The sequence below is a fragment of the Vibrio sp. D431a genome, assembly GCF_030248655.1.
In the GTDB taxonomy this organism is placed as follows: domain Bacteria; phylum Pseudomonadota; class Gammaproteobacteria; order Enterobacterales; family Vibrionaceae; genus Vibrio; species Vibrio alginolyticus.
In genome coordinates this window covers 119043-140608 of sequence record NZ_JAHGAP010000017.1, presented here as the reverse complement: position 1 = coordinate 140608, position 21566 = coordinate 119043, and the positions used below count along the sequence as shown (strand labels likewise).

The window sequence follows — 21566 nt, the reverse complement described above, 5'->3', positions numbered from 1 at the left end:
ACGCGTAAAAATTAACAAAAAGCCGACCATCTGGTCGGCTTTTTGTTAAGTGGATAGCGCGGCGATTCGATTTAGCCGCGTGATTGACCACAGCACTGCTTGAATTTTTTTCCGCTCTCACAAGGACAGGGATCATTGCGCCCGATACCTTTGAATGGGTTTAGGCTTTGAGCTTTATTGCCTACCATCAACTCATCCGCGCCCAGCGCGACTTCACCGACCATTAAATCAAGCTGGTCGACTAAATCTGTCAGGGCCGGTGGCGTTTCAATACCTGCGTCACGCATCTGTTGCTGCGTTGCTGGCTCATCGATCGCCAGCATCAAAGTGGTCAGTAATGCTTGCAGCATACGCTGTAATCCATCATTGAGCTCAACGTCTTGCCACTGTTCTTCAATCATTGGCCAAACAGACATAAAGCCTTCGGCAAAATCAGCAAGTTGTTCAGGTTCTTTGCCTGTTAGCTCTAGCACGGAATATTCGTTTCGTTGAATTCGGTTATGCTGCTTGTGAATTTGCTCTTCCACAGCTGGTTGAATCGCTTTGAATCCCTCACCTAATAGCGGCTCTAACCACTTTTCAGGAGCGAGTGGTTTTGTCGTCAGATTCGCAGCTAACACTGCGCCTTCGATAAATTGGCAAGATTCATCAACGTGAACTTCACCTTTTTCAATCAATGTGTATTGCATGGCATCTGGTTTCCCATAAATTTGGCGGCATTATACCTCAGAGCTCAAAAGCACGTAACCTAACGTTGTGTGTTTGACTGCATTGGCCGCTTCGACTCTTTTAATGACAAACTTAACTTACATCGCTACAATCGCCCTCCTTTTTACCACCAAACTGTATTAGGCAAGCTATGCGAGTTGTACTAGGCCCAATGGAAGGCGTTTTAGATCATTTGATGCGCCAAATCCTGACCGAGATAAACGACTATGACCTGTGTGTTACGGAGTTTGTTCGGGTAATCGACCAGCTATTACCCGATCATGTATTTCACCGTTTATGCCCAGAGCTGTTGCAAGGTTCTCAGACTGCATCTGGTGTGCCAGTACATGTGCAATTGTTGGGACAAGAACCAAACTGGATGGCTGAGAACGCAATTAAAGCGGCAAATCTTGGCGCCAGAGGTATTGATATAAACTTTGGTTGCCCAGCCAAAATGGTCAACAAAAGTAAAGGTGGTGCAGCGCTACTCCAGCATCCAGAGCTCATTCACCGTGTGGTTAAAGCTTGTCGAGAAGCCGTTCCAGAAGCCATTCCCGTAACTGCAAAAATTCGTCTTGGCTGGGAGAACCCTGAAGATTGCTTTGAAATTGTCGATGCCATTCAGTCTGCTGGCGCAAATGAACTGACCGTACACGCACGTACTAAACAAGGTGGTTATAAAGCTTCTGAGATAAAATGGGATTACATCAACCAAATTCGCGAACGTTTCGATATCCCACTGATAGCGAATGGTGAAATTTGGAATTATGAAGACGGTCAACGTTGCATTGAAACGACTGGCGTTAGCTCTTTAATGGTGTGCCGAGGCGCTTTCAATATCCCTAACTTAGGCAATATGGTAAAACATAACCACCAGCCAATGTCATGGCCCGAGGTGGTTGAGTTGCTCATCTATTACTCCAAGTTCGAGATGAAAGGCGATAAAGGCTTGTATTACCCAAACCGCGTAAAACAATGGTTCTCTTACTTACGTCAAGCTTATCCTGAAGCAAAAGACCTATTTAGAGAAATCAGAACGTTCAACAAAGCCGCACCAATTGTTGAGCATATTCAACGCTACCGCGATGACTTAAACTCTCAGGTTGCATAACTCCCGAACACAAAAAAGGACGAATATCTCGTCCTTTTTTGTATCTAAATCCTAGTAACAGATCTTATTTTTGCCGGTACTTTTGGCTTGATATAACTTTTCATCCGCCGCTTTAAACAATTCATCAAAGTTTTCTACTCGGCTCTCTTTACTAAACACCACACCGCCAGAGATCGTAAAGCCTTCTTTCGTTACGCGTGTCGAGCGCTCATCTATGGCCTTTTTTACTCTGTCTAAAATGAGTTTAATGCCCTCTGAATCTTCGTCATAAATCGCTAAAACGAACTCTTCGCCACCAAACCTTGAGGCAACATCGGTATGGCGAATATTTTCACGTATACATTTTGCAACAAGCTGAATTGCAGAATCACCGACATCATGACCATAGGTGTCGTTGATCTTCTTGAAGTTATCAATATCGAACACTGCTAAAGCAACCTGTTTTTTTGTCATCTTATTACGCCACACGGTTTGCATACCTCGACGATTCAATAAGCTGGTCATTGGGTCTCTTGCTGCCAGTTCTTTAAAGTAGCGTCGCTCGCTATGCATATTCACATAGAACAAGACGACGGTACTCAGCACGTAAATAAATAGTGCGACAATAAGGCTGTATTTTTCAAAAACCGCTAGGTTCTTAGCTTCATCCCAAAGGTTGTACTCGTAGTACATGCTGTGATTCGCACTCAATCGCTCTAATTCGACTGGTTTGATTCGTGTACTGTTTGAAGGAATGGATTGTAAATTGGAAACCAAATGAAACTGACCAACAAGACCTAGCGACGAAGCCATGAGCGTATTGATGTCAAAATCAATAGACAAAACACCTTGGTGTTCTCCTTTCTCATAGACGGGTACCGTCATACTAATGACTTGACCTTCCATCGAGTCCAACACTGGCCCTGGTCCAGCCAAGGTAATATTCACTTTATCTTGCGCGGTTTTTTGCCAAAAAGGTCGGGCTTTTAGCGTTGACAAAAGTTCTCTCGTGAAATTTTTTGCGTAGGTATCGGGTGAGGAGATAACGTAACCGCGCTTGTCAATGTAATGAATTCCAACAATGTGCGATTCAATATCGTGCAGAAATGACAATGACGGCGCAAAACCCGCCTTTTGTTCAGCTAACTGGTTAATCGTTGAACCTTGCTGACATAAGCTTTCGTCCCCTACGATCATATAATCAAGGTCAACCGCAGGTAACCCTTCACTATAAACACTTTCGAGTAATAACACATCTATAGGCCAAAGATAACAAAGCCCTTCTTTGACTAAAGAATTATGTTCTTCAAACAGTGGGTTAGCGTAATTGGTATAGTTGGTGAAGCTGTAATCTAAAGCCGTGAGTACTTTAATACCGCGAGACATTGCACGCTCGATACGCGAATACTCAGAATCGATATAGCGGTTAACCGCATCATAGTAATTTTTCGTTGTCACGAGTAAAACCACTACAAATAACGCCAGAGGAAAAAAGATGACAAATGAGAGGCTAAATCGCCTTTGGTTTACCATTGAGTACCATGCATATGAAAGGTCAATAGTCTCTTATGACTGCTATTAAATTGATACTCGTTATCTGGTGACGCATGCAATGCAGCACCAGATAACAAGAGACCAAACAAATGTGTGCGCGCTGTTTGAGACCGTTTATATATTAAAGGAGTTTAATCAATATAGAGTGTGGTGTCACTTTAGTCGCCATAATTTGCAGCTCTGTGCCGACATATTGACAGAGATATGACCTTTATAATCAACCTGTTCTGTGTCATCTAACAACGATATAACTTGGCTAACCTCCAAGCCCAGTTGCCACATAGGTAAATCGATTGAACATTCATTACCACTGAGATTAACCATTACAACGACTGCTTCACGACCCAGTACACGTGCGTACGCCAACTGGTTGTTAGTACAATGAAGCCATTGAATACAGCCCGACTCTAAAGGCTTACATTGTTTACGGATCTTGATCCATTGTTGGTAAAGCGATAGCCATTGTGAACTTTCAATTTCATTCCAAGGAAAACAACGACGATTATCCGGGTCTAGCCCTCCTTCTAGACCGACTTCACTCCCATAGTAAATACAAGGCGTGCCAACGTAAGTCATAAGCATTGCTAGCGCGATGTTCATTTTACGCTTATCACCATCAACCAATGTGATAAACCGAGCAGTATCGTGACTATCGAGTTGATTTAGCTGCGATAGCTGATTAGAAAATGGGATTTTTGCTCTGGCTTCGTCCAACCATGCTTTAAACTCCAAACCATCAATGTTGATTGGATCGTACATAATGTCTTGTCGTGCGATAAAAGCTCGAACTGGATGAGCAAAACCGTAGTAGTTCATCGCCCCATCCTCTTGATCACCTTGCAACCACTGCGTTGCTTCAAAAAAGTGCTCACCTAACACATAAGCATTCGGGTTTACTGACTTAGTCGCATTACGAAACGCTGCCACATAATGAGCATTGTTTTTCGCGCCGTCCCCTTCGCCAAGCATATGAATTACATCAAACCGCCAGCCATCAACCAAGTACGGTGGCTTCAGCCAATACTTGATGACAGAATCTTCACTTTGGTAGATGTAGTCGCGCACCTGTTCATTTTCGAAGTTCAGAACCGGTAAGTTACCAATGCCTTTCCAACCGATGTAGTGATTGGTTTCGCCTTCGAAAAAGTAGTAATCACGGAACTTTGACTGCGGATTGCCATACGCTCCTTCTCCTTTTTGATGGATATCAAACCAAGGATGATGCACTGACGTGTGGTTAAACACCGCGTCTAAGACAATCTTCATATTCTTACCACGGATTTTCTCACACAGTTCAGCAAACTGATCGTTGGTGCCGAACATAGGGTCAACAGTGAAGTAATCAGTGGTGTCGTATTTATGATTACTTGGTGAAGAAAAGATCGGATTAAAATAAAGCGCAGTAACGCCGAGCTGTTCAAGATAGTTCAACTTTTGCTCCACACCTTTGAGGTCGCCGCCAAAGAATTCACGTGCCCCGGTATTTTGGTGAGAGCCTACCGCGTCTCCCCACGCCTTGACGATCGATGCAGAATCATACTGAGCATAAGCGTGGCGAATATCGGACTCACTTTTACTAGCAGAAAAACGGTCAGGAAAGATTTGATAGAAAACTTGCTCTTGGACCCAGCTTGGTGGTTGATGGTTTACATTCAACTTAAAGTGGAACTCTTTGGGTGGAATACGCTTTTGTACGCCTCGTGCATCGAGCCAGTATTGTTGTCCGTCTTTGAGGAGCTTAAACACATAATGTGTGACATCTCGATCTCGATTTGGTCGAAACGATGCCTCCCATAGTAACAATTCCCCAGCTGTTCCAATTTGAGCCATGTCGACCAGATATTCTTCATTGTCCGGCTCAATACGCACATAGACGGAATCAAAATCCAATGTCTCGGTTTTCAGTCTGACTGTAATTTGCTCGTCATTAAAAGCTAAACCATCAATAGTTTGACTATGAAAAATAAATGGCAGGTTCATTATGGGCACTCCTCGTCATCGGATATGCCACTATGTTATTGAAGAATTAGAGACAAGAAATCCTCCTTGCGAGTTGACATATCAGCCAATTTTCTCAAGGAGGATCACACTTAGTAGGCGTAGTGACTTGTCGGATACCGCTTAGTTCAACAAGAGACTGTCATCTGCCAGCTCTTCACCACGCACTTTGGAGAACATATCCAACAAGTCTGGTACTTGCATGTTAGTGCGCTGCTCTCCAGCCACATCAAGCACAATTTCACCTTGGTGAAGCATTACGGTCCTATCGCCACATGCTAATGCGTCTTTCATCGAATGCGTCACCATCATCACTGTTAAATCGAACTCATCGACAATACGTTTAGTTAAGTCGATAACAAACGCCGCCATACGAGGATCAAGCGCAGCCGTGTGTTCATCAAGCAATAACAACTTACTCTCCGATAACGTCGCCATCACAAGGCTAACGGCTTGTCGTTGTCCACCAGACAGTAACCCAATGCTATCGCCCAAGCGGTCTTCTAAACCAAGACCGAGGATGCTAATTCGCTCTTGGAACAGCTTGCGACGTTTAGTAGAGAGCGCCAACCCCCAGCTGCGTTTTTTACCACGCATGTGCGCTAGAGCCATGTTCTCTTCTATCGTCAGTTCACCACAAGTCCCGGCCAATGGATCTTGAAACACTCGGGCGCATTGCGTCGCACGTTGGGCAACCGTCTGCTTGGTGACGTCTTTGCCGTCAATGATAACCTGACCACCTATCATCGGCGTCTCACCTGTCACCGCACCAAGCAACGTCGATTTTCCTGCGCCATTAGAACCAATCACGGTAAGAAATTGATGCTCTGGAACCTCTAAAGAGACGCCTTTCAATGCACGATTTTCCAAAATCGTCCCAGGGTTGAACGTGACCTGAATATTATTTAGTTCGATCATAATGCCTCCCCAGAACCATTTTTTGATGCCGCTTGTTTAGCATCAGTAACGCGTTGTTTCGCTCTCATGCTCTGTTTTAGCTTTGGAGCAATAAGCGCCACAGCCACCAATACTGCGGTAACCAGGTTGAGGTCTGAAGCTTGTAAACCAAACATGCCAGAGCTCAAAGCGAAAGCCACTGCAAGGCGATAAAGTACCGAACCGATGATGACCGCAAATACCGCAACCCAAATCTTGCGCCCGGGAATAAGGGTCTGCCCCAAAATCACAGCAGCCAAACCAACCACAATGGTGCCCACGCCAGAGGTCACATCTGCAAAGCTGTTCGTTTGTGCAAACAACGCGCCTGCGAATCCGACAAAACCGTTAGATAAAGCCAAACCAAAGTAGGTATAAAAACCAGTGCTCGCCCCTTGCGCAGAAACCATACGCGCATTAACGCCCGTGGCTCGTAAACCAAGACCAAAGTCGCTGTTCAGCAGGCGAATGACAAAGAAAGCGGACAAAAGAACTAAGACCCCAACAACCAGAGGACGAATGAACATCGGATCGCCCAATGCTTCAAACGGAGTGAGAATCGTATCCTCTCCAAGCAACGCCATATTAGGTTTACCCATAATACGAATATTGATTGAAAATGCCGCGATCATGGTAAGAATGGAAGCTAACAGGTGTAAAATACCACACCGAACAGCCAGAAAAGCGGTTACCCACCCCGTCATACTACCAGCTATCATCGCCATTATTGTCGCAAGCCAAGGATTAATACCTGCGACAATCGCCGTTGCAGCCACCGCAGCTCCCATTGGAAAGCTGCCATCCACACTCAAATCGGGGAAATCGAGAACACGGAACGTAAGATACACACCCAGTGCGACTAGGCCATAAATCAAGCCAATTTCGAGTGCGCCAAAAAAAGCAAATGCAGACATAACTGCTCCTTTCTGCATGCTCAGGCTGGCTAATACCAACCTGAACGTAAGACTTCTAACGTATACTCCCCTTCTTCTCTAGCAGAATGCTCTACACGAGAAATCCGGCGAGTATCAATTTTGGGGCAAGCGTCTACCAACCAACGTGACAGGCTTAACCCCAAAAAGCGTTACTTATTGCATGCTTGTCGCACGTTCAACCACAGAACTTGGCAGCTTGATACCGAGCTTAGATGCTGCGCTTTCATTAATTACAAGGTCAGAGCCCGTCGCGACTTTTACATCCAGCTTGCCTGGTTCTTGACCATCAAGAATCGCCGCCACGTAATCCGCGGTTTGTACACCAACCTGGTAGTAGTCAAAACCTAAGCCTGCAATTGCACCCTTTTCCACATACGACGTCGCGCCACCAAATACAGGTTTCTTCGCTTGATTCGCTGCCACAATCATCCCTTCAATCGCACTTGCAACTGTATTGTCTGTTGGGGCGTAAAGAATGTCTGATTTCGCTGCAATCGCTTGAGTCGCAGACTGAACATCAGCACTTTTTAGTGCGGTCGCTTCAACCACTTGTATGCCTTTTGCTTTTGCGCTTTCTTTTAGTAATTCAACTAAAGTCACGGCATTAGCTTCACCGGGATTAAATACAACCCCGATGCTTTTCACCTGAGGAAGAATTTCTTGGATGAGATCGACATGCTGAGCAACGGGTGAAAGATCAGACAGGCCAGTTACGTTTTTGCCTGGTTGTTCCATCGACTTAACCAATTTCGCACCAACCGGATCTGTTACCGCAGTAAAGACAACAGGAATAGAGCGAGTAGCCGACACCAAGGCTTGTGCCGAAGGTGTCGCGATGCCAACTAACACATCAGGATTTTCGCCGACGTACTGACGGGCAATTTGCACCGCAATCGCTGGATTACCCTGTGCGGTCTTATAATCAAATTCTAGATTTTTGCCTTCTTCGTAGCCTTTCGCTTTCAAACCATCAAGTAATCCTTGGCGCGTCGCGTCTAACGCCGGGTGTTCGACAATCTGTGAAACTGCGACAGTTGCAGTGGCGGCCAGTACATTGGTAGAAGAGAAAATAGCAGTAGCAGATAGAACGGCGGTGGCTAATAAACGTTTCGTTTTCATCATAACTCCTTGATGTGACTTCGTCCTTGTTTCACGAGCTTTCAATATGTGTATCGACTCGTGAATTCAAATGTTTGAAGGCGGTATTGTTGTGTTCGTATAACTGTGCACTTCTTGCGCATCTTGTTTTTATTATTACTACTAAGTCTTAGTAAAGAAAAGAAAGATTTAACACTAAAGCAACATTTGTGATCGGGGGGGACTTCTTCATCCGGAAAGAATCTTTGGTAAACAAAGCTTCGCTCGCTTCATCGACGACCGTCAAAGTAGGTAATAGAGGCAGGATCAAAAATGGAGCGGCCAGTGCACACTCCATTTCAAACAATTTAAATTAGAACCAACGCTCTAATGACGATTTATCGAGCTGGCGAAACGCTCGGTTCAGTATGATCGCAAGCTCTTTGTAACGAGGGCGAGCTTTGACAGGCTCTAATGCAAAACCTGTTTCCACAATTTTTTGATGCAACTCCCGATACCAAGAGGCCAAAGAAGGCGGCAATTTCGTGTTGGATCGAGCACCAAGCCACCAAATGCCTTGAAGTGGCAAGCTAATCGCAAACAAGGCGACAACAATGGATTGAGGTAACGCGTGGTAATTGTTGAATGCCATTTGAGTGAGTACGCTGATCGCAGCAACGGCCGGCATGACTTTAATGCCAAAGCGAGTCGCCTTAATGATACGCTGTTCCGGAAATATGGCGCTTAGCTCTTTACGAACCGGCCAGATCTCCATGTAATTCTGGCCATCTTTCAGGCTATGGATCAATCCGACTTTATTACTCATACCGCTCTCTCACTAAAAAATAGTTGAACATTTCAACTGAAGGTACAAAAAATTGATGAAAGTTAATATTCTTTCAAATTTTTTTTGTTATCATTGCTTATTATCGCTATCCTTTGCAGACCCTCAATCTCATTGTTGCTGTTATTTACAATTTAAGCAACTCCGAGATATCTATCTGCACGGATCGCATCATAGTGATGGAAGGGTTCATCACTATTTCTTTATATGGAATTAGAACAATTTTTGACCAGGATTAGTACGCAGCCTTCTGGGTATCGGCTATTCTTGTGATTAATTTTTCATTCTTTAACTGATTTTTTATCAGACGAATAACAGGTAGTCATACATGTCTAAGCTAGTTTTAGTTTTAAACTGCGGTAGTTCTTCTCTTAAATTTGCCGTTGTTGATGCCGAGAACGGCGACGAGCACTTGTCAGGTCTTGCTGAGTGTCTTCACCTTCCTGAAGCTCGCATCAAGTGGAAACTTGATGGCAAGCACGAAGCTCAACTAGGCAATGGTGCAGCTCACGAAGAAGCACTAGCGTTTATGGTAGAAACTATTCTTGCTTCTAAGCCAGAGCTTAAAGCTAACCTAGGCGCAATCGGTCACCGTATCGTTCACGGCGGCGAGCAGTTCACTCAATCTGCACTAATTACTGATGAAGTTCTAAAAGGTATTCAAGACGCTGCAACATTTGCACCTCTTCATAACCCTGCTCACATCATCGGTATCGAAGCGGCTAAGAAAAACTTCCCAGAGCTGAAAAACGTTGCTGTATTTGACACTGCGTTCCACCAAACTATGCCTGAAGAGTCTTACCTATATGCTCTTCCATACAACCTATACAAAGAACACGGTATCCGTCGTTACGGCATGCACGGTACTTCTCACTTGTTCATCACTCGTGAAGTTGCAGGCCTACTAAACAAACCAGTTGAAGAAGTAAACATCATCAACTGTCACCTAGGTAACGGCGCATCTGTATGTGCGATCAAGAACGGTCAATCTGTAGACACTTCTATGGGTCTTACTCCACTTGAAGGTCTGGTAATGGGTACTCGCTGTGGCGACATCGACCCTGCTATCGTCTTCCACCTACACGACGCTCTAGGTTACTCTGTTGAACAAATCAACACGATGCTAACTAAAGAGTCTGGTCTTCAAGGTCTAACTGAAGTGACTTCTGACTGTCGTTTCGTTGAAGACAACTACGGTCAAAAAGAAGAAGCAACGCGCGCAATGGACGTGTTCTGTCACCGTCTAGCTAAATACGTTGCTGGCTACACGGCTTCAATGGAAGGCCGTCTAGACGCAATCACTTTCACTGGCGGTATCGGCGAGAACTCTGGCCCTATCCGTGAAATGGTTCTAAACCGTCTTGGCATCTTCGGTATCGAAGTAGATAGCGAAGCTAACCTTAAAGCTCGCTTCGGCGGCGAAGGCGTTATCACGACTGAAAACAGCCGTATCCCTGCAATGGTTATCTCTACTAACGAAGAGCTAGTCATCGCTGAAGACACTGCTCGCCTGACAGGTCTTTAATTGAATTCCTGGCTAGCCACTCGGCTAGCCAGATTTTCATTCAAACGAATTTCTTAGGGGCTCAACTCCTATTCTTCGAGCTTCATGGAATAAGAGTTGAGCTTTTATCCCCCAAATAGCTAAAGGTACTCTACGAATGTCTCGTACTATTATGCTTATCCCTACTAGCGCAGGCGTTGGCCTAACAAGCGTTAGCATGGGTGTTCTTCGCGCTATGGAGCGTAAAGGCGTTAAAGTTTCTTTCTACAAGCCAATCTGTCAGCCACGTTCAGGTGGTGATCAGCCAGATCTGACTTCAACTATCGTTGGTCGTAACAGCGATATGAAGATCGGTGAACCAATGGCGATGTCTGTTGCTGAAAGCCTAATCGGTAACGACAACATGGACGAGCTGCTAGAAACCGTTGTTGAACGTTACAACCAAATCAACAAAGACGCAGACGTTACGCTAATCGAAGGTCTTGTACCTACTCGTAAGCACCCATTTGCAAACCAAGTAAACGCGGAAATCGCGGCAACACTTGGTGCAGAAATCGTGCTAGTTGCGACTCCAGGTACTGATAACCCTGCGCAACTGAAAGAGCGTATCGAAGTAGCATGTTCTAACTTCGGCGGCACTAAAAACAAAAACATCTCTGGTGTTATCATCAACAAGCTAAACGCTCCTGTTGACGAAGCTGGCCGTACTCGCCCTGACCTATCTGAAATCTTTGACGATGCAGACAGCGCGAAACAAAACGAATTGAAAGTGATGGAAATTTTCAACACTTCTCCAATTCGTGTACTAGGTTGTGTGCCATGGAGCATTGATCTGATTGCGACTCGTGCAATCGACATGGCTAAACACCTGAACGCAGATATCATCAACGAAGGTGACATCAACACTCGTCGCATCAAGAGCATCACTTTCTGTGCACGTTCTCTGCCAAACATGATTGAGCACTTCAAACCGGGCTCTCTACTTGTTACTTCTGCAGACCGTCCTGATGTTATCGTTGCTGCTTCTCTTGCTGCAATGAACGGTGTGGATATTGGTGCTGTACTGCTAACTGGCGGTTACGATATCCCTAGCGAAATCGAAGGCCTATGTAAACCAGCATTCGACACTGGTCTACCTATCTTCAAAGCACAAGGTAACACTTGGCAAACGTCTCTAAACCTACAGAGCTTCAGCATCGAAGTACCTGCAGACGATAAAGAGCGTATCGAGTTCATCAACGAACACGTTGCTGGCCACATCGACGGTAACTGGATCGAGTCTATGACTGAAGGCACTCAGAAGTCTCGTCGTCTAAGCCCACCAGCGTTCCGTTACCAGCTAACTGAACTTGCTCGTAAAGCAGGTAAGCGTATCGTTCTTCCAGAAGGTGACGAACCACGCACAGTTAAAGCAGCGGCAATCTGTGCTGAACGCGGCATTGCAGACTGTGTACTTCTAGGTAACCCAGATGAGATCCGTCGCGTAGCGGCTCAACAAGGCGTTGAGCTAGGTACTGGTGTAACCATCATCGATGCAGATGCTGTTCGTGAAAACTACGTTGCTCGCCTAGTTGAGTTGCGCGGTGCGAAAGGCATGACTGAAGTTGTGGCTCGTGAGAAGCTACAAGATTCAGTATTCCTTGGCACAATGATGCTTGAGAACGACGAAGTTGACGGCCTAGTTTCTGGTGCTGTTCACACTACGGCGAACACTATCGTTCCTCCGTTCCAAATCATCAAGACGGCACCAAATGCGTCTATCGTATCTTCAGTATTCTTCATGCTTCTGCCTGATCAAGTACTGGTTTACGGTGACTGTGCAATCAACCCAGATCCAACTGCTGAACAGCTTGCTGAAATCGCTATCCAATCTGCTGACTCTGCAGCAGCATTCGGTATCGAACCACGCGTTGCAATGATCTCTTACTCTACTGGTGAATCTGGTAAGGGTGCAGACGTTGATAAAGTACGTGAAGCAACAAAACTGGCTCAAGAGAAACGTCCTGATCTTATCATTGACGGTCCTCTACAATACGACGCTGCTATTATGGAAAACGTTGCTGCTTCTAAAGCACCAAACTCTCCAGTTGCAGGTAAAGCGACAGTATTTGTATTCCCAGACCTAAACACGGGTAACACGACTTACAAAGCGGTACAACGTTCAGCTGACCTAGTATCTATCGGTCCAATGCTGCAAGGTATGCGTAAGCCTGTAAACGATTTGTCTCGTGGAGCGCTAGTAGACGACATCGTGTACACCATCGCTCTAACAGCTATCCAAGCAGACCAAGAAGCTAAATAATCGCTTCTGACATCTAGTTAGATATAGATACAAAGCCCTCGATTCGTCGAGGGCTTTTTCTATTGCTGGCCAGAACACTTATTTGTTTTTTATACCAATCACTGCACAACCTATAATTACTGGTGCGCAAAGCTTTTCTCCCTATCGCCCCACCACACCTAATCGACAATGCTCGCGCTTGTTCTTACACCGATTGACCCATTCCCCAAAATACATTGGCTCCAAGGCAGCACGGCCCCTGTTCAATTTATCGGCATTATTTACGTTTTAGCTAAACTTTTTTGCTAGGAAATACGTAAAAGCTACTGCAATGCAAAAACTCATTGACTGCTAAGGAATATATATGAAGGATTTCATCAATACATCACTGATAAAGTTTGGTTTAGCTGCGTTTCTGATTAGTTTTTCTTCATTCAGCTTTTCCGCCTCGAGTATTAAAGGCGTCGATCAAGATATGTCCGGAGGAACGGTGACCGCTGAAATGGCTCATGCTGATGACAATGGGTGGATGGTTGTCCACCGAACAGACGAATCAATGAAGCCTGGTCCTGTTATCGGCTACGCTCCGTTAAAAATGGGAAAGAATGAAAACGTAAATGCAATTTTGATGGAACCAGTAGAATCAGGCGATATGCTGATGTTAATGGTCCACGGAGAGAAAGGTGGCATGAAGACTGGTGTGTTTGAGTATACGCTCGGCGCTAAAGAGGACGGTCCTGTAAAAGTGGACGGAAAGCTAGTGATGGACATCGTACGCGCTAAGTAAGGTGACGATGAATGAAAAAGTAAACTTCCTACTCCCGGTATTTAGATGACACAAAAGTACTTAACGGCATTGCTAACCGTTAAGTACTTTTTCATTTGCGATGGAAGCAGCAAACTAGCCAATCCTTTCTCTTCCATGAGGAGTATTTAGGTCTAAATCAGGCCCTTTTGGTACAACTTGCGTCGGATTAATCCCTGTGTGGCTGAAGTAGTAGTGGCGTTTAATGTGATAGAAATCCGTCGTATCTTCGACGCCTTCAACTTGATACAACTCTTTTAAGTAGCCTTGTATATTTTCGTAGTCTGCGATGCGCTGCTTGTTACACTTGAAATGCCCCACATACACCGCATCAAAACGAATAAGAGTCGTAAACAAACGCCAATCCGCCTCAGTAATTGTGTTCCCTGCTAAGTAACGATGCGTCGCTAGGTGAGCATCGATTTTATCTAACGCATTAAACAAAGAATCAAACGCTTCTTCATACGCCTCTTGCGTAGTCGCGAAGCCACAACGATACACTCCGTTGTTGACATTCGGATAAACAAAATCGTTCCACTCATCAATAACGTGTTTTAGATGTTCTGGATAGTAGTCGTCGTGATTCCCTGTTAACGCATTGAACTCCGAGTTAAACATACGAATGATCTCTGACGACTCGTTCGACACAATAGTATTGGTCTTTTTATCCCAAAGTACAGGCACGGTTACGCGGCCCGTGTAATCGGGTTTGGCCTGCGTGTAAATTTGATACATGCGCGTGTGACCAAACAATGGCTCAGGAAGCCCCATTTGCCAACCTTGGCTGAGCATATCAGGGCAAACGACCGTGACATCAATATGTGGTTCTAAACCTTTCAGCTTGCGGAAAATGAGGGTTCGATGTGCCCAAGGACAAGCAAGAGAGACATACAAATGGTATCGACCGGACTCTGGCGTAAACTCCGCATCAGGGTCGTTTTTAACCCAGTTACGGAATCCGGCATCTTCGCGCACAAATTTGCCACCATTTGATTTTGTGTCATACCAGACATCTTGCCAAACACCTTCAACCAACTTACCCATGATTGCTCTCCTCTCGTTCTGTTTGTGTCTATATTAGCGTTTCCTATCAAACAGAGAATCATCGAACTTAGGACATCATGTTCAAGAAATTCGAATGTATAAATCAGACACATAAAAAAAGCGCGACCCGATGAAGGTGTCGCGCTTAAGCCCGTCACAGGCTGAATTTATACACTAACGTGTAAACAAGATACCGCGTGAACGTCATTACCTAAAATGGTTGGCTTTGTCTTCGCACACTCTTCGGTTGCTTGTGGGCAACGAGTGCGGAATACACAACCCGACGGTGGGTTGATAGGTGAAGGAAGATCACCCTCTAGCATTTGGATTTTCTTATTGCGCTCAATATCCGGGTCCGGGATCGGAACCGCAGACATCAGCGCACGCGTATATGGGTGCTTAGGATCAGCAAACAGAGCCTCGGCCTCGCCAAGTTCCACGGCATTACCTAAATACATAACTAAAACGCGATCTGAAATGTGTTTAACGACAGACAAGTCATGCGCAATGAATACCAGAGAAAGCCCTAACTCTTTTTGAATCTCTTTAAGTAGGTTAACCACCTGAGCTTGAATAGATACATCAAGCGCCGATACTGGCTCGTCACAAATGATCATCTTAGGCTTAAGGATAAGCGCACGCGCTATCCCGATACGCTGACACTGACCACCCGAGAACTCGTGTGGGTAACGGTTAATCACGTTAGGTAATAGGCCAACTTTCGCCATCATCTCTTTAACGCGATCTTTCACTTCCTGCTTAGACAGTTCTGGATAGAATGTCTCAAGAGGTTCAGCAATGATATCACCAACAGTCATACGCGGATTCAGCGATGCCAATGGGTCTTGGAAAATCATCTGAATTTCTTTACGCGTCTCACGGCGCTGAACGCTTTTCATTTTAGTAAGGTCTTGACCCAACCAAACTACTTGGCCGTCAGTAGCTTCAACCAGACCAATGATGGCACGAGCAAACGTCGATTTACCACAACCTGACTCACCTACTACACCAAGCGTTTCCCCTTCGTATAGTCGAACGTTCACGCCATCTACCGCTTTCAGGCTCGAAGGCTTTGACCACGGCCATGCCGACTTTGAGGCAATGCTGAAGTGAACTTTCAGCTCAGAAATGTCCAGAATTAGTTTTTTGTCTACTGCGTTCATTTGTTCCAAGCCTCCCATTCAGAAAAACATGCACGCTGACGACCATCACCAAATGGTGTCAGAATTGGCGCCTCGCGCTTACAACGATCCATCACACGGTGACAGCGCTCTTGATAAGGGCAGCCCGGCGGTAGACGAAGCAAGTTTGGTGGATTACCAGGAATGGTCGGCAGAATTTCACCCTCAGTATCGAGGCGAGGAATCGCCTTCAGCAGCCCCTCCGCATAAGGATGGCTTGGATTGTAGAAAATTTCGTTTACGTTGCCGTACTCCATAGTACGGCCTGCATACATCACCAGCACCTTGTCACACGAACCTGCAACCACACCAAGGTCGTGCGTGATCATGATGATCGCTGTGTTGAACTCAGATTTCAGCTCATTCAACAAGTCCATGATCTGTGCTTGTACCGTCACATCAAGTGCTGTTGTTGGCTCATCGGCAATAAGCAGTTTAGGACGACATAACAACGCCATCGCGATCATTACACGCTGACGCATACCGCCTGAAAACTCATGCGGGTACATCGTGATACGCTTACGCGCTTCAGGGATTTTTACCGCTTCCAGCATGCGTACTGATTCTTCAAATGCTTCCGCTTTGCCCATGCCTTTGTGCAGCATAAGCACTTCCATCAACTGATCACTCACTTTCATGTAAGGGTTCAGTGATGTCATTGGGTCTTGGAAGATCATTGCGATCTGTTCCGCACGCACTTTGTTCAGTTCTTTTTCCGGTAAGTTTAGGATTTCTTTGCCTTCAAACTTTGCGCTACCAGAAATAATACCGTTCTTAGCCAAAAGGCCCATGATTGCGAATACGGTTTGAGATTTACCTGATCCCGACTCTCCAACGATACCTAAGGTTTCGCCTTGGTTGAGAGAGAAGTTCAAATCGTTTACTGCGGTTACGATACCATCTTGCGTGGTGAATTCGACGCGCAGATCTTTGACATCTAATAAGCTCATCATTGCTTCCTTAATCTTATCTTTTAATTATCTGTCTTTTGGATCCAGCGCATCGCGCAGGCCGTCACCAACGTAGTTGAAGCAGAATAGCGTCACAACCATGAACACTGCTGGGAATGCCAGCTGCCAGATTGCTACTTCCATTGTCTGTGCACCTTCTTGTAGAAGAGCGCCCCAACTTGTCATTGGTTCCTGAACACCAAGACCAAGGAATGATAGGAATGATTCCGTTAGAATCATACTTGGGATAAGCAGCGTAGAGTATACCGCTACAATACCCAGTACGTTCGGTACGATATGACGAGTAATGATTTTCCAGTTGCTTACACCACACACATGTGCCGCTTCGATAAACTCCTTGCTACGTAGACTAAGAGTCTGGCCACGTACGATACGCGCCATATCTAGCCATGCGATAGCACCAATCGCAACGAAGATCAGCATGATGTTACGACCGAAGAATGTTACCAGTACAATCACCAGGAACATAAACGGTACCGCGTATAAAATTTCTAGAATACGCATCATTACGCGGTCAACTTTACCGCCGATGAAACCAGATGCTGCGCCGTAGAGCGTACCAATCAGTACCGCTACAAATGCACCCATAACACCTACCATCAACGAAATACGACCTCCAATTAGCGTACGCACGTATAAATCACGGCCTAAGCTGTCAGTACCAAACCAATGGTCAGCATTCGGTGCAACGTGCATCGCGTACCAGTCAGTATCATCAAATGTGTACGGTGCGATCATTGGCAGGATAATAACCGCCAACGTCATTAGAACAAGAAGGAATAAGCTCACCATCGCCGCTTTGTTGCGCATGAAACGGATACGAGCATCTTGCCAAAGACTGCGACCTTCAATCTCCAAGTTTTCGGAGAATTTCTCAATCGCTTCTAGGTTTTCTTTTTTCGTTAACATAACCAAACGTCCCTGTTAGTAGCGAATTTTCGGGTCAATCATTGCAAGTAAAATATCTACAATCGCGTTGAATAGAATGAATAGGAAACCAATCAGAATGGTTACCCCCATTACTAGCGAGTAGTCACGGTTAAACGCAGCGTTAACGAATAGTTTACCAATACCAGGCAGACCAAAAATGGTTTCGATAACAACGGAACCGGTGATGATACCTACGAAAGCTGGGCCCATGTAAGAAACAACAGGGAGAAGTGCCGGCTTAAGAGCGTGTTTGATAATGATATAACGGTAACTTAGACCTTTAGCACGTGCCGTACGAATAAAGTTACTGTTTAGGGTTTCGATCATCGAACCACGCGTGATACGAGCAAAGGTAGCAACATACAGTAGCGACATACCAATAACAGGAAGCACTAAATACTGCCAGCTACCATCTTGCCAACCGCCCGCAGGGAAGATATTCCAATGAAGCGAGAATATGTAGATAAGCGCAGGCGCTAATACAAAGGATGGCATTACGACACCAAGCATCGCAGTCGACATAATGGTGTAATCAATCCAAGTATTTTGCTTGAGCGCAGCAATGGTACCGACGGTAACCCCCATTATCAAAGTAAAGATAAAGGCGATGAAGCCCACTTTAGCCGAAACAGGTAAGGCAACCGCGATCAGCTCGTTTACTGAGTAATCAAGGTATTTAAATGACGGTCCGAAATCACCTTGGATAACATTGGTCAAATACGTGGTGTATTGTTCAAATACAGGTTTATCCAAGCCATATTTAGCTTCGATATTTGCCATTACTTCGGGTGGCAATGGACGCTCTGTCGAGAAAGGGTTTCCCGGTGCAAAGCGCATAAGAAAGAAAGATACGGTGATCAAAACCAACATTGTTGGGATCGCCTCAAATATCCTTTTTGCGATGAATTTAAGCATAAACTCACTCTTTCAGTCTGTGACAGTTAAATTAAAGAAGTCGTCCAATTCTTTTGGACTAAAGATAGGCGCTACATGCAATTTCTCACATGTAGGGCCTCATTTTTATAGTTCTATCGAGTTACGAATTACTCTGTGATGTAGAGATCTTTAGAGTAAATCTTGTCTTCCGCGTTATTTACTGGGAAGCCACCAACTTTCGGTGATAGTAGACGTGATTTCACGTACTGGTAGATAGGTGCGATTGGCATATCTTTTGCCATCAACTTCTCTGCTTCTAGGTAAAGTGCTTGGCGCTCTTCGTCAGAAGTTGAAGCAAATGCTTTGTTCATGATCGCATCGTACTCTTTGCTGTCGTAGTGAATACCACCAGTAGTGTTATTACTCATCATCAGCGTTAGGAAAGATGAAGCTTCGTTGTAGTCGCCACACCAACCTGCACGAGCAACCTCAAAGTTGCCAGAATCTTTGGTAGATAGGTAAGTTTTCCACTCTTGGTTTTCTAGCGTAACGTCTAGACCAAGTGTCTTCTTCCACATTGAACCCAGTGCAACCGCAAGTTTCTTGTGGTTCTCTGATGTATTGTATAGAAGGTTAAATTCAAGAGGGTTGTCTGCGCCGTAACCCGCTTCTTCCAATAGACGCGCAGCTTCTGCATTACGCTCTTCTTGCGTCATTTTGCCGTATGCAGGAATTTCTGGGTTGAAACCTGCCGTAATTTCAGGTGTTAGGAAGTAAGCTGGCTTTTGACCTTGACCTAAAATCGCATCGGTCACAATGTTACGGTCAATCGCATAAGAAATCGCTTTACGCACACGAACATCATCAAACGGCTTTTTCTTCGTATTGAAGATGTAGTAGTAAGTACATAAGTTACCGGTTACCGACACTTCTTGTGGGTGCTCTTTCTTCAGACGCTTGAAGTGCTCTGTAGGCAGCTCGTTCGTGAAGTCGATTTCACCCGCTAGGAAGCGGTTCATTTCCGCTACTTGGTTCTCGATTGGTAAGAAAGTAACTTGGTCAAGCGTCGTGTTTTCGTTGTCCCAGTACTGTTCGTTACGTTTTAGAACCAAACGCTCGTTTACAACCCAGTTGTCAACAACATAAGCACCGTTACCTACAAAGTTCTCTGGCTTCGTCCATTGATCGCCGAACTTTTCAACAGTTGCTTGATGAACAGGTTTCACTGTCGTGTGGCCCATCATCATTACAAAATATGGTACTGCAGTATCTAACTCAACCACTAACGTGTGGTCGTCAACCGCTTTAACACCTAACTCGCTCTTATCTTTTTTACCCGCAACAATGTCTTTTGCGTTCTTCATCTTGGTGTATTCCATGTACCAAGCATATGGAGAGGCGGTTGCTGGATCGACTGCACGTTGGAAGCTGTAAACGAAATCACCTGCAGTGACAGGATCACCGTTTGACCATTTTGCGTCTTCACGTAAGTGGAAAGTGTATGTTTTGTTGTCTTCAGTTTCCCAAGATTCTGCAACACCAGGGATAGTGTTACCGTCCGCATCTTGGTTTACAAGGCCTTCAAGAAGATCGCGAATCACGTGGGATTCTGGAACACCTTGAGATTTATGAGGGTCTATTGTCGCAACTTCTGTACCGTTACCACGCACCAATTCTTGAACAGCAGCAAGTTTTGGCTCTTTAGAATCAGATTTAGCTTCAGGGGCTGGAGCCGGAGCAGGCTCAGCAGCTTGTTTCTCCGCAGGCTTTTCACCACAACCAGCTAGAGCGAGAGAAAGACCAGCACCAATAAATAAAGCGCGCGTGATTTTATTCTTATACATGCGTAAAACTCCAAATTTTTTCGTTAGCATCCATGACTTCTTTGTAAGGGCCTGGAACGGTCAGAGTTTTAGATTTTTTTAGTGCACTTTCTGAGCACAAAAGTCTAAAACCTTACAAAGACTGCGGCACACATTAGCAATCATTGAAGTAATTTGCCATAAAAATGTAGCAAAAAAACCAATAATGCTGACTAAAACACACATATCTAGCAGTAAACTCTAACCCCAAAGCATTCACCAGCCAAATAAAGACCAGAAGCGACATTTAACAGGCGAAACTTTCGATTAATCTGAGTTTAAACCATTTACTAGCATCTTATGCTAGATATTTACACATCATTTAACATTTATGACAAATCAAGTCTAACAAATAATTGTTTATATATTGGGCAAAAAACTTTTATTGTGAAGAATATCACCAGACAAAAGATAGGAAATATTGAAACAAAGTGAGCAATACAATGAAGATAAATACAAAAAAAGCTAAGTACCATTAGCACTTAGCTTTTTTCACTAGAATGCGGGTTAGTTCTATTTTTCCCAACGCTGTGCAGCTTGATGATCGGTGTCGCGCGACTCAACCCAACGATCTTCATTCGTCGTACGCTCTTTTTTCCAAAATGGAGCTTGGGTTTTCAGATAATCCATGATGAACTCGCACGCATCAAATGCCGCGCCGCGGTGCGCACTGGAAACGCCCACAAATACAATTTGATCACCGCTATCCATGTCTCCGACGCGATGAATCACGCGTACACCTAATAGTGGCCAGCGAGACTCAGCTTGATCACAAATGTCGCTCAAGCTCTTCTCTGTCATCCCCGGATAGTGCTCTAGATGTAAACCAATGACATTATCCCCAAGGTTCATATCTCGAACTTTACCAACGAATGTAACGACAGCGCCGGCAGCCGTCCCTTCAGATAGACGTTGATATTCTTGCTCAACCGAAAAGTCTTCAATTTGTACAGAAACACGAGAATCCATC

Annotated in this window: 18 protein-coding genes; 4 read left to right on the top strand and 14 right to left on the bottom strand. The window is 45.0% G+C overall.

Annotated elements, in window-relative coordinates; all coding sequences use genetic code 11:
- Window positions 1-71: 71 nt before the first annotated feature.
- Window positions 72-689 carry a YecA family protein gene (locus KJB35_RS15965; RefSeq protein ID WP_033905759.1) on the bottom strand — a complete coding sequence of 206 codons (618 nt, stop codon included), beginning with the start codon at window positions 687-689 and terminating at the stop codon, window positions 72-74.
- A gap of 170 nt (window positions 690-859) precedes the next feature.
- Between KJB35_RS15965 and dusC the strand changes: the two genes are divergently transcribed.
- Window positions 860-1819, top strand: coding sequence for a tRNA dihydrouridine(16) synthase DusC (dusC, locus tag KJB35_RS15960; protein ID WP_005380816.1), 960 nt, complete (start codon window positions 860-862; stop codon window positions 1817-1819).
- 51 nt (window positions 1820-1870) lie between these two features.
- On the opposite strand, the gene KJB35_RS15955 is transcribed toward dusC, so the two are convergent.
- The 6 genes from KJB35_RS15955 to yfbV all read right to left on the bottom strand — a co-directional run bounded on the left by KJB35_RS15955 (window position 1871) and on the right by yfbV (window position 9124).
- Window positions 1871-3331 (bottom strand): sensor domain-containing diguanylate cyclase, encoded by a 1461-nt coding sequence (locus KJB35_RS15955; RefSeq protein WP_005380815.1) that lies wholly within the window; start codon window positions 3329-3331, stop codon window positions 1871-1873.
- A 174-nt stretch (window positions 3332-3505) separates the two neighbouring features.
- Window positions 3506-5332, bottom strand: coding sequence for a maltodextrin glucosidase (malZ, locus tag KJB35_RS15950; RefSeq protein ID WP_213908059.1), 1827 nt, complete (start codon window positions 5330-5332; stop codon window positions 3506-3508).
- 141 nt (window positions 5333-5473) lie between these two features.
- Window positions 5474-6268 carry an ABC transporter ATP-binding protein gene (locus KJB35_RS15945; RefSeq protein ID WP_213868080.1) on the bottom strand — a complete coding sequence of 265 codons (795 nt, stop codon included), beginning with the start codon at window positions 6266-6268 and terminating at the stop codon, window positions 5474-5476.
- Complete coding sequence (locus KJB35_RS15940; protein WP_054574798.1) at window positions 6265-7200, bottom strand: ABC transporter permease; 936 nt, start codon at window positions 7198-7200, stop codon at window positions 6265-6267. The genes KJB35_RS15945 and KJB35_RS15940 overlap by 4 nt, the downstream gene beginning before the upstream one ends.
- A gap of 174 nt (window positions 7201-7374) precedes the next feature.
- Window positions 7375-8340 carry an ABC transporter substrate-binding protein gene (locus KJB35_RS15935; RefSeq protein ID WP_017633858.1) on the bottom strand — a complete coding sequence of 322 codons (966 nt, stop codon included), beginning with the start codon at window positions 8338-8340 and terminating at the stop codon, window positions 7375-7377.
- A gap of 331 nt (window positions 8341-8671) precedes the next feature.
- Complete coding sequence (gene yfbV, locus KJB35_RS15930) at window positions 8672-9124, bottom strand: terminus macrodomain insulation protein YfbV (protein WP_005380809.1); 453 nt, start codon at window positions 9122-9124, stop codon at window positions 8672-8674.
- 346 nt (window positions 9125-9470) lie between these two features.
- On the opposite strand from yfbV, the gene KJB35_RS15925 reads away from it, so the two are divergent.
- The 3 genes from KJB35_RS15925 (at window position 9471) to KJB35_RS15915 (ending at window position 13714) form a co-directional block, all read left to right on the top strand.
- Complete coding sequence (locus KJB35_RS15925) at window positions 9471-10667, top strand: acetate kinase (RefSeq protein WP_064354187.1); 1197 nt, start codon at window positions 9471-9473, stop codon at window positions 10665-10667.
- A 136-nt stretch (window positions 10668-10803) separates the two neighbouring features.
- Window positions 10804-12948 (top strand): phosphate acetyltransferase, encoded by a 2145-nt coding sequence (pta, locus tag KJB35_RS15920; RefSeq protein ID WP_033905765.1) that lies wholly within the window; start codon window positions 10804-10806, stop codon window positions 12946-12948.
- A gap of 343 nt (window positions 12949-13291) precedes the next feature.
- The gene (locus KJB35_RS15915) at window positions 13292-13714 is read left to right on the top strand and encodes a hypothetical protein (protein ID WP_005387269.1); all 423 of its coding nucleotides are present in this window, start codon (window positions 13292-13294) and stop codon (window positions 13712-13714) included.
- Between the two features lie 114 nt (window positions 13715-13828).
- Here the strand turns inward: KJB35_RS15915 and KJB35_RS15910 are convergent, their stop codons facing one another.
- The 7 genes from KJB35_RS15910 to moaE all read right to left on the bottom strand — a co-directional run bounded on the left by KJB35_RS15910 (window position 13829) and on the right by moaE (window position 21565).
- Window positions 13829-14776, bottom strand: a complete 948-nt coding sequence (locus KJB35_RS15910; protein ID WP_042523110.1) for a glutathione S-transferase family protein — start codon at window positions 14774-14776, stop codon at window positions 13829-13831.
- A 167-nt stretch (window positions 14777-14943) separates the two neighbouring features.
- Window positions 14944-15957, bottom strand: coding sequence for a murein tripeptide/oligopeptide ABC transporter ATP binding protein OppF (gene oppF / locus KJB35_RS15905; protein ID WP_005387265.1), 1014 nt, complete (start codon window positions 15955-15957; stop codon window positions 14944-14946).
- Window positions 15936-16907: an ABC transporter ATP-binding protein gene (locus tag KJB35_RS15900; protein ID WP_005380792.1), complete on the bottom strand. Its 972-nt coding sequence runs from the start codon at window positions 16905-16907 to the stop codon at window positions 15936-15938. Before KJB35_RS15900 ends, oppF begins: the two co-directional genes overlap by 22 nt.
- Window positions 16908-16934: 27 nt before the next feature.
- The gene (gene oppC, locus KJB35_RS15895) at window positions 16935-17837 is read right to left on the bottom strand and encodes an oligopeptide ABC transporter permease OppC (RefSeq protein WP_017633861.1); all 903 of its coding nucleotides are present in this window, start codon (window positions 17835-17837) and stop codon (window positions 16935-16937) included.
- A gap of 15 nt (window positions 17838-17852) precedes the next feature.
- Window positions 17853-18773, bottom strand: coding sequence for an oligopeptide ABC transporter permease OppB (gene oppB, locus KJB35_RS15890; protein WP_005380786.1), 921 nt, complete (start codon window positions 18771-18773; stop codon window positions 17853-17855).
- A 128-nt stretch (window positions 18774-18901) separates the two neighbouring features.
- Complete coding sequence (locus KJB35_RS15885; protein ID WP_017633862.1) at window positions 18902-20578, bottom strand: ABC transporter substrate-binding protein; 1677 nt, start codon at window positions 20576-20578, stop codon at window positions 18902-18904.
- 531 nt (window positions 20579-21109) lie between these two features.
- Complete coding sequence (gene moaE, locus KJB35_RS15880) at window positions 21110-21565, bottom strand: molybdopterin synthase catalytic subunit MoaE (protein ID WP_017821374.1); 456 nt, start codon at window positions 21563-21565, stop codon at window positions 21110-21112.
- Window position 21566 lies beyond the last annotated feature (1 nt).

Excerpts from the sequence above, each read along its gene's own strand:
- pta (WP_033905765.1), top strand. The coding sequence starts at position 10,804 with ATGTCTCGTACTATTATGCTTATCCCTACTAGCGCAGGCGTTGGCCTA.
- moaE (WP_017821374.1), bottom strand. The coding sequence starts at position 21,565 with ATGGATTCTCGTGTTTCTGTACAAATTGAAGACTTTTCGGTTGAGCAA.
- KJB35_RS15935 (WP_017633858.1), bottom strand. The coding sequence starts at position 8,340 with ATGAAAACGAAACGTTTATTAGCCACCGCCGTTCTATCTGCTACTGCT.
- KJB35_RS15965 (WP_033905759.1), bottom strand. The coding sequence starts at position 689 with ATGCAATACACATTGATTGAAAAAGGTGAAGTTCACGTTGATGAATCT.
- KJB35_RS15955 (WP_005380815.1), bottom strand. The coding sequence starts at position 3,331 with ATGGTAAACCAAAGGCGATTTAGCCTCTCATTTGTCATCTTTTTTCCT.
- KJB35_RS15915 (WP_005387269.1), top strand. The coding sequence starts at position 13,292 with ATGAAGGATTTCATCAATACATCACTGATAAAGTTTGGTTTAGCTGCG.
- KJB35_RS15945 (WP_213868080.1), bottom strand. The coding sequence starts at position 6,268 with ATGATCGAACTAAATAATATTCAGGTCACGTTCAACCCTGGGACGATT.
- KJB35_RS15885 (WP_017633862.1), bottom strand. The coding sequence starts at position 20,578 with ATGTATAAGAATAAAATCACGCGCGCTTTATTTATTGGTGCTGGTCTT.
- KJB35_RS15925 (WP_064354187.1), top strand. The coding sequence starts at position 9,471 with ATGTCTAAGCTAGTTTTAGTTTTAAACTGCGGTAGTTCTTCTCTTAAA.
- yfbV (WP_005380809.1), bottom strand. The coding sequence starts at position 9,124 with ATGAGTAATAAAGTCGGATTGATCCATAGCCTGAAAGATGGCCAGAAT.
- malZ (WP_213908059.1), bottom strand. The coding sequence starts at position 5,332 with ATGAACCTGCCATTTATTTTTCATAGTCAAACTATTGATGGTTTAGCT.
- dusC (WP_005380816.1), top strand. The coding sequence starts at position 860 with ATGCGAGTTGTACTAGGCCCAATGGAAGGCGTTTTAGATCATTTGATG.
- KJB35_RS15900 (WP_005380792.1), bottom strand. The coding sequence starts at position 16,907 with ATGAGCTTATTAGATGTCAAAGATCTGCGCGTCGAATTCACCACGCAA.
- KJB35_RS15910 (WP_042523110.1), bottom strand. The coding sequence starts at position 14,776 with ATGGGTAAGTTGGTTGAAGGTGTTTGGCAAGATGTCTGGTATGACACA.
- KJB35_RS15940 (WP_054574798.1), bottom strand. The coding sequence starts at position 7,200 with ATGTCTGCATTTGCTTTTTTTGGCGCACTCGAAATTGGCTTGATTTAT.
- oppC (WP_017633861.1), bottom strand. The coding sequence starts at position 17,837 with ATGTTAACGAAAAAAGAAAACCTAGAAGCGATTGAGAAATTCTCCGAA.
- oppF (WP_005387265.1), bottom strand. The coding sequence starts at position 15,957 with ATGGGAGGCTTGGAACAAATGAACGCAGTAGACAAAAAACTAATTCTG.
- oppB (WP_005380786.1), bottom strand. The coding sequence starts at position 18,773 with ATGCTTAAATTCATCGCAAAAAGGATATTTGAGGCGATCCCAACAATG.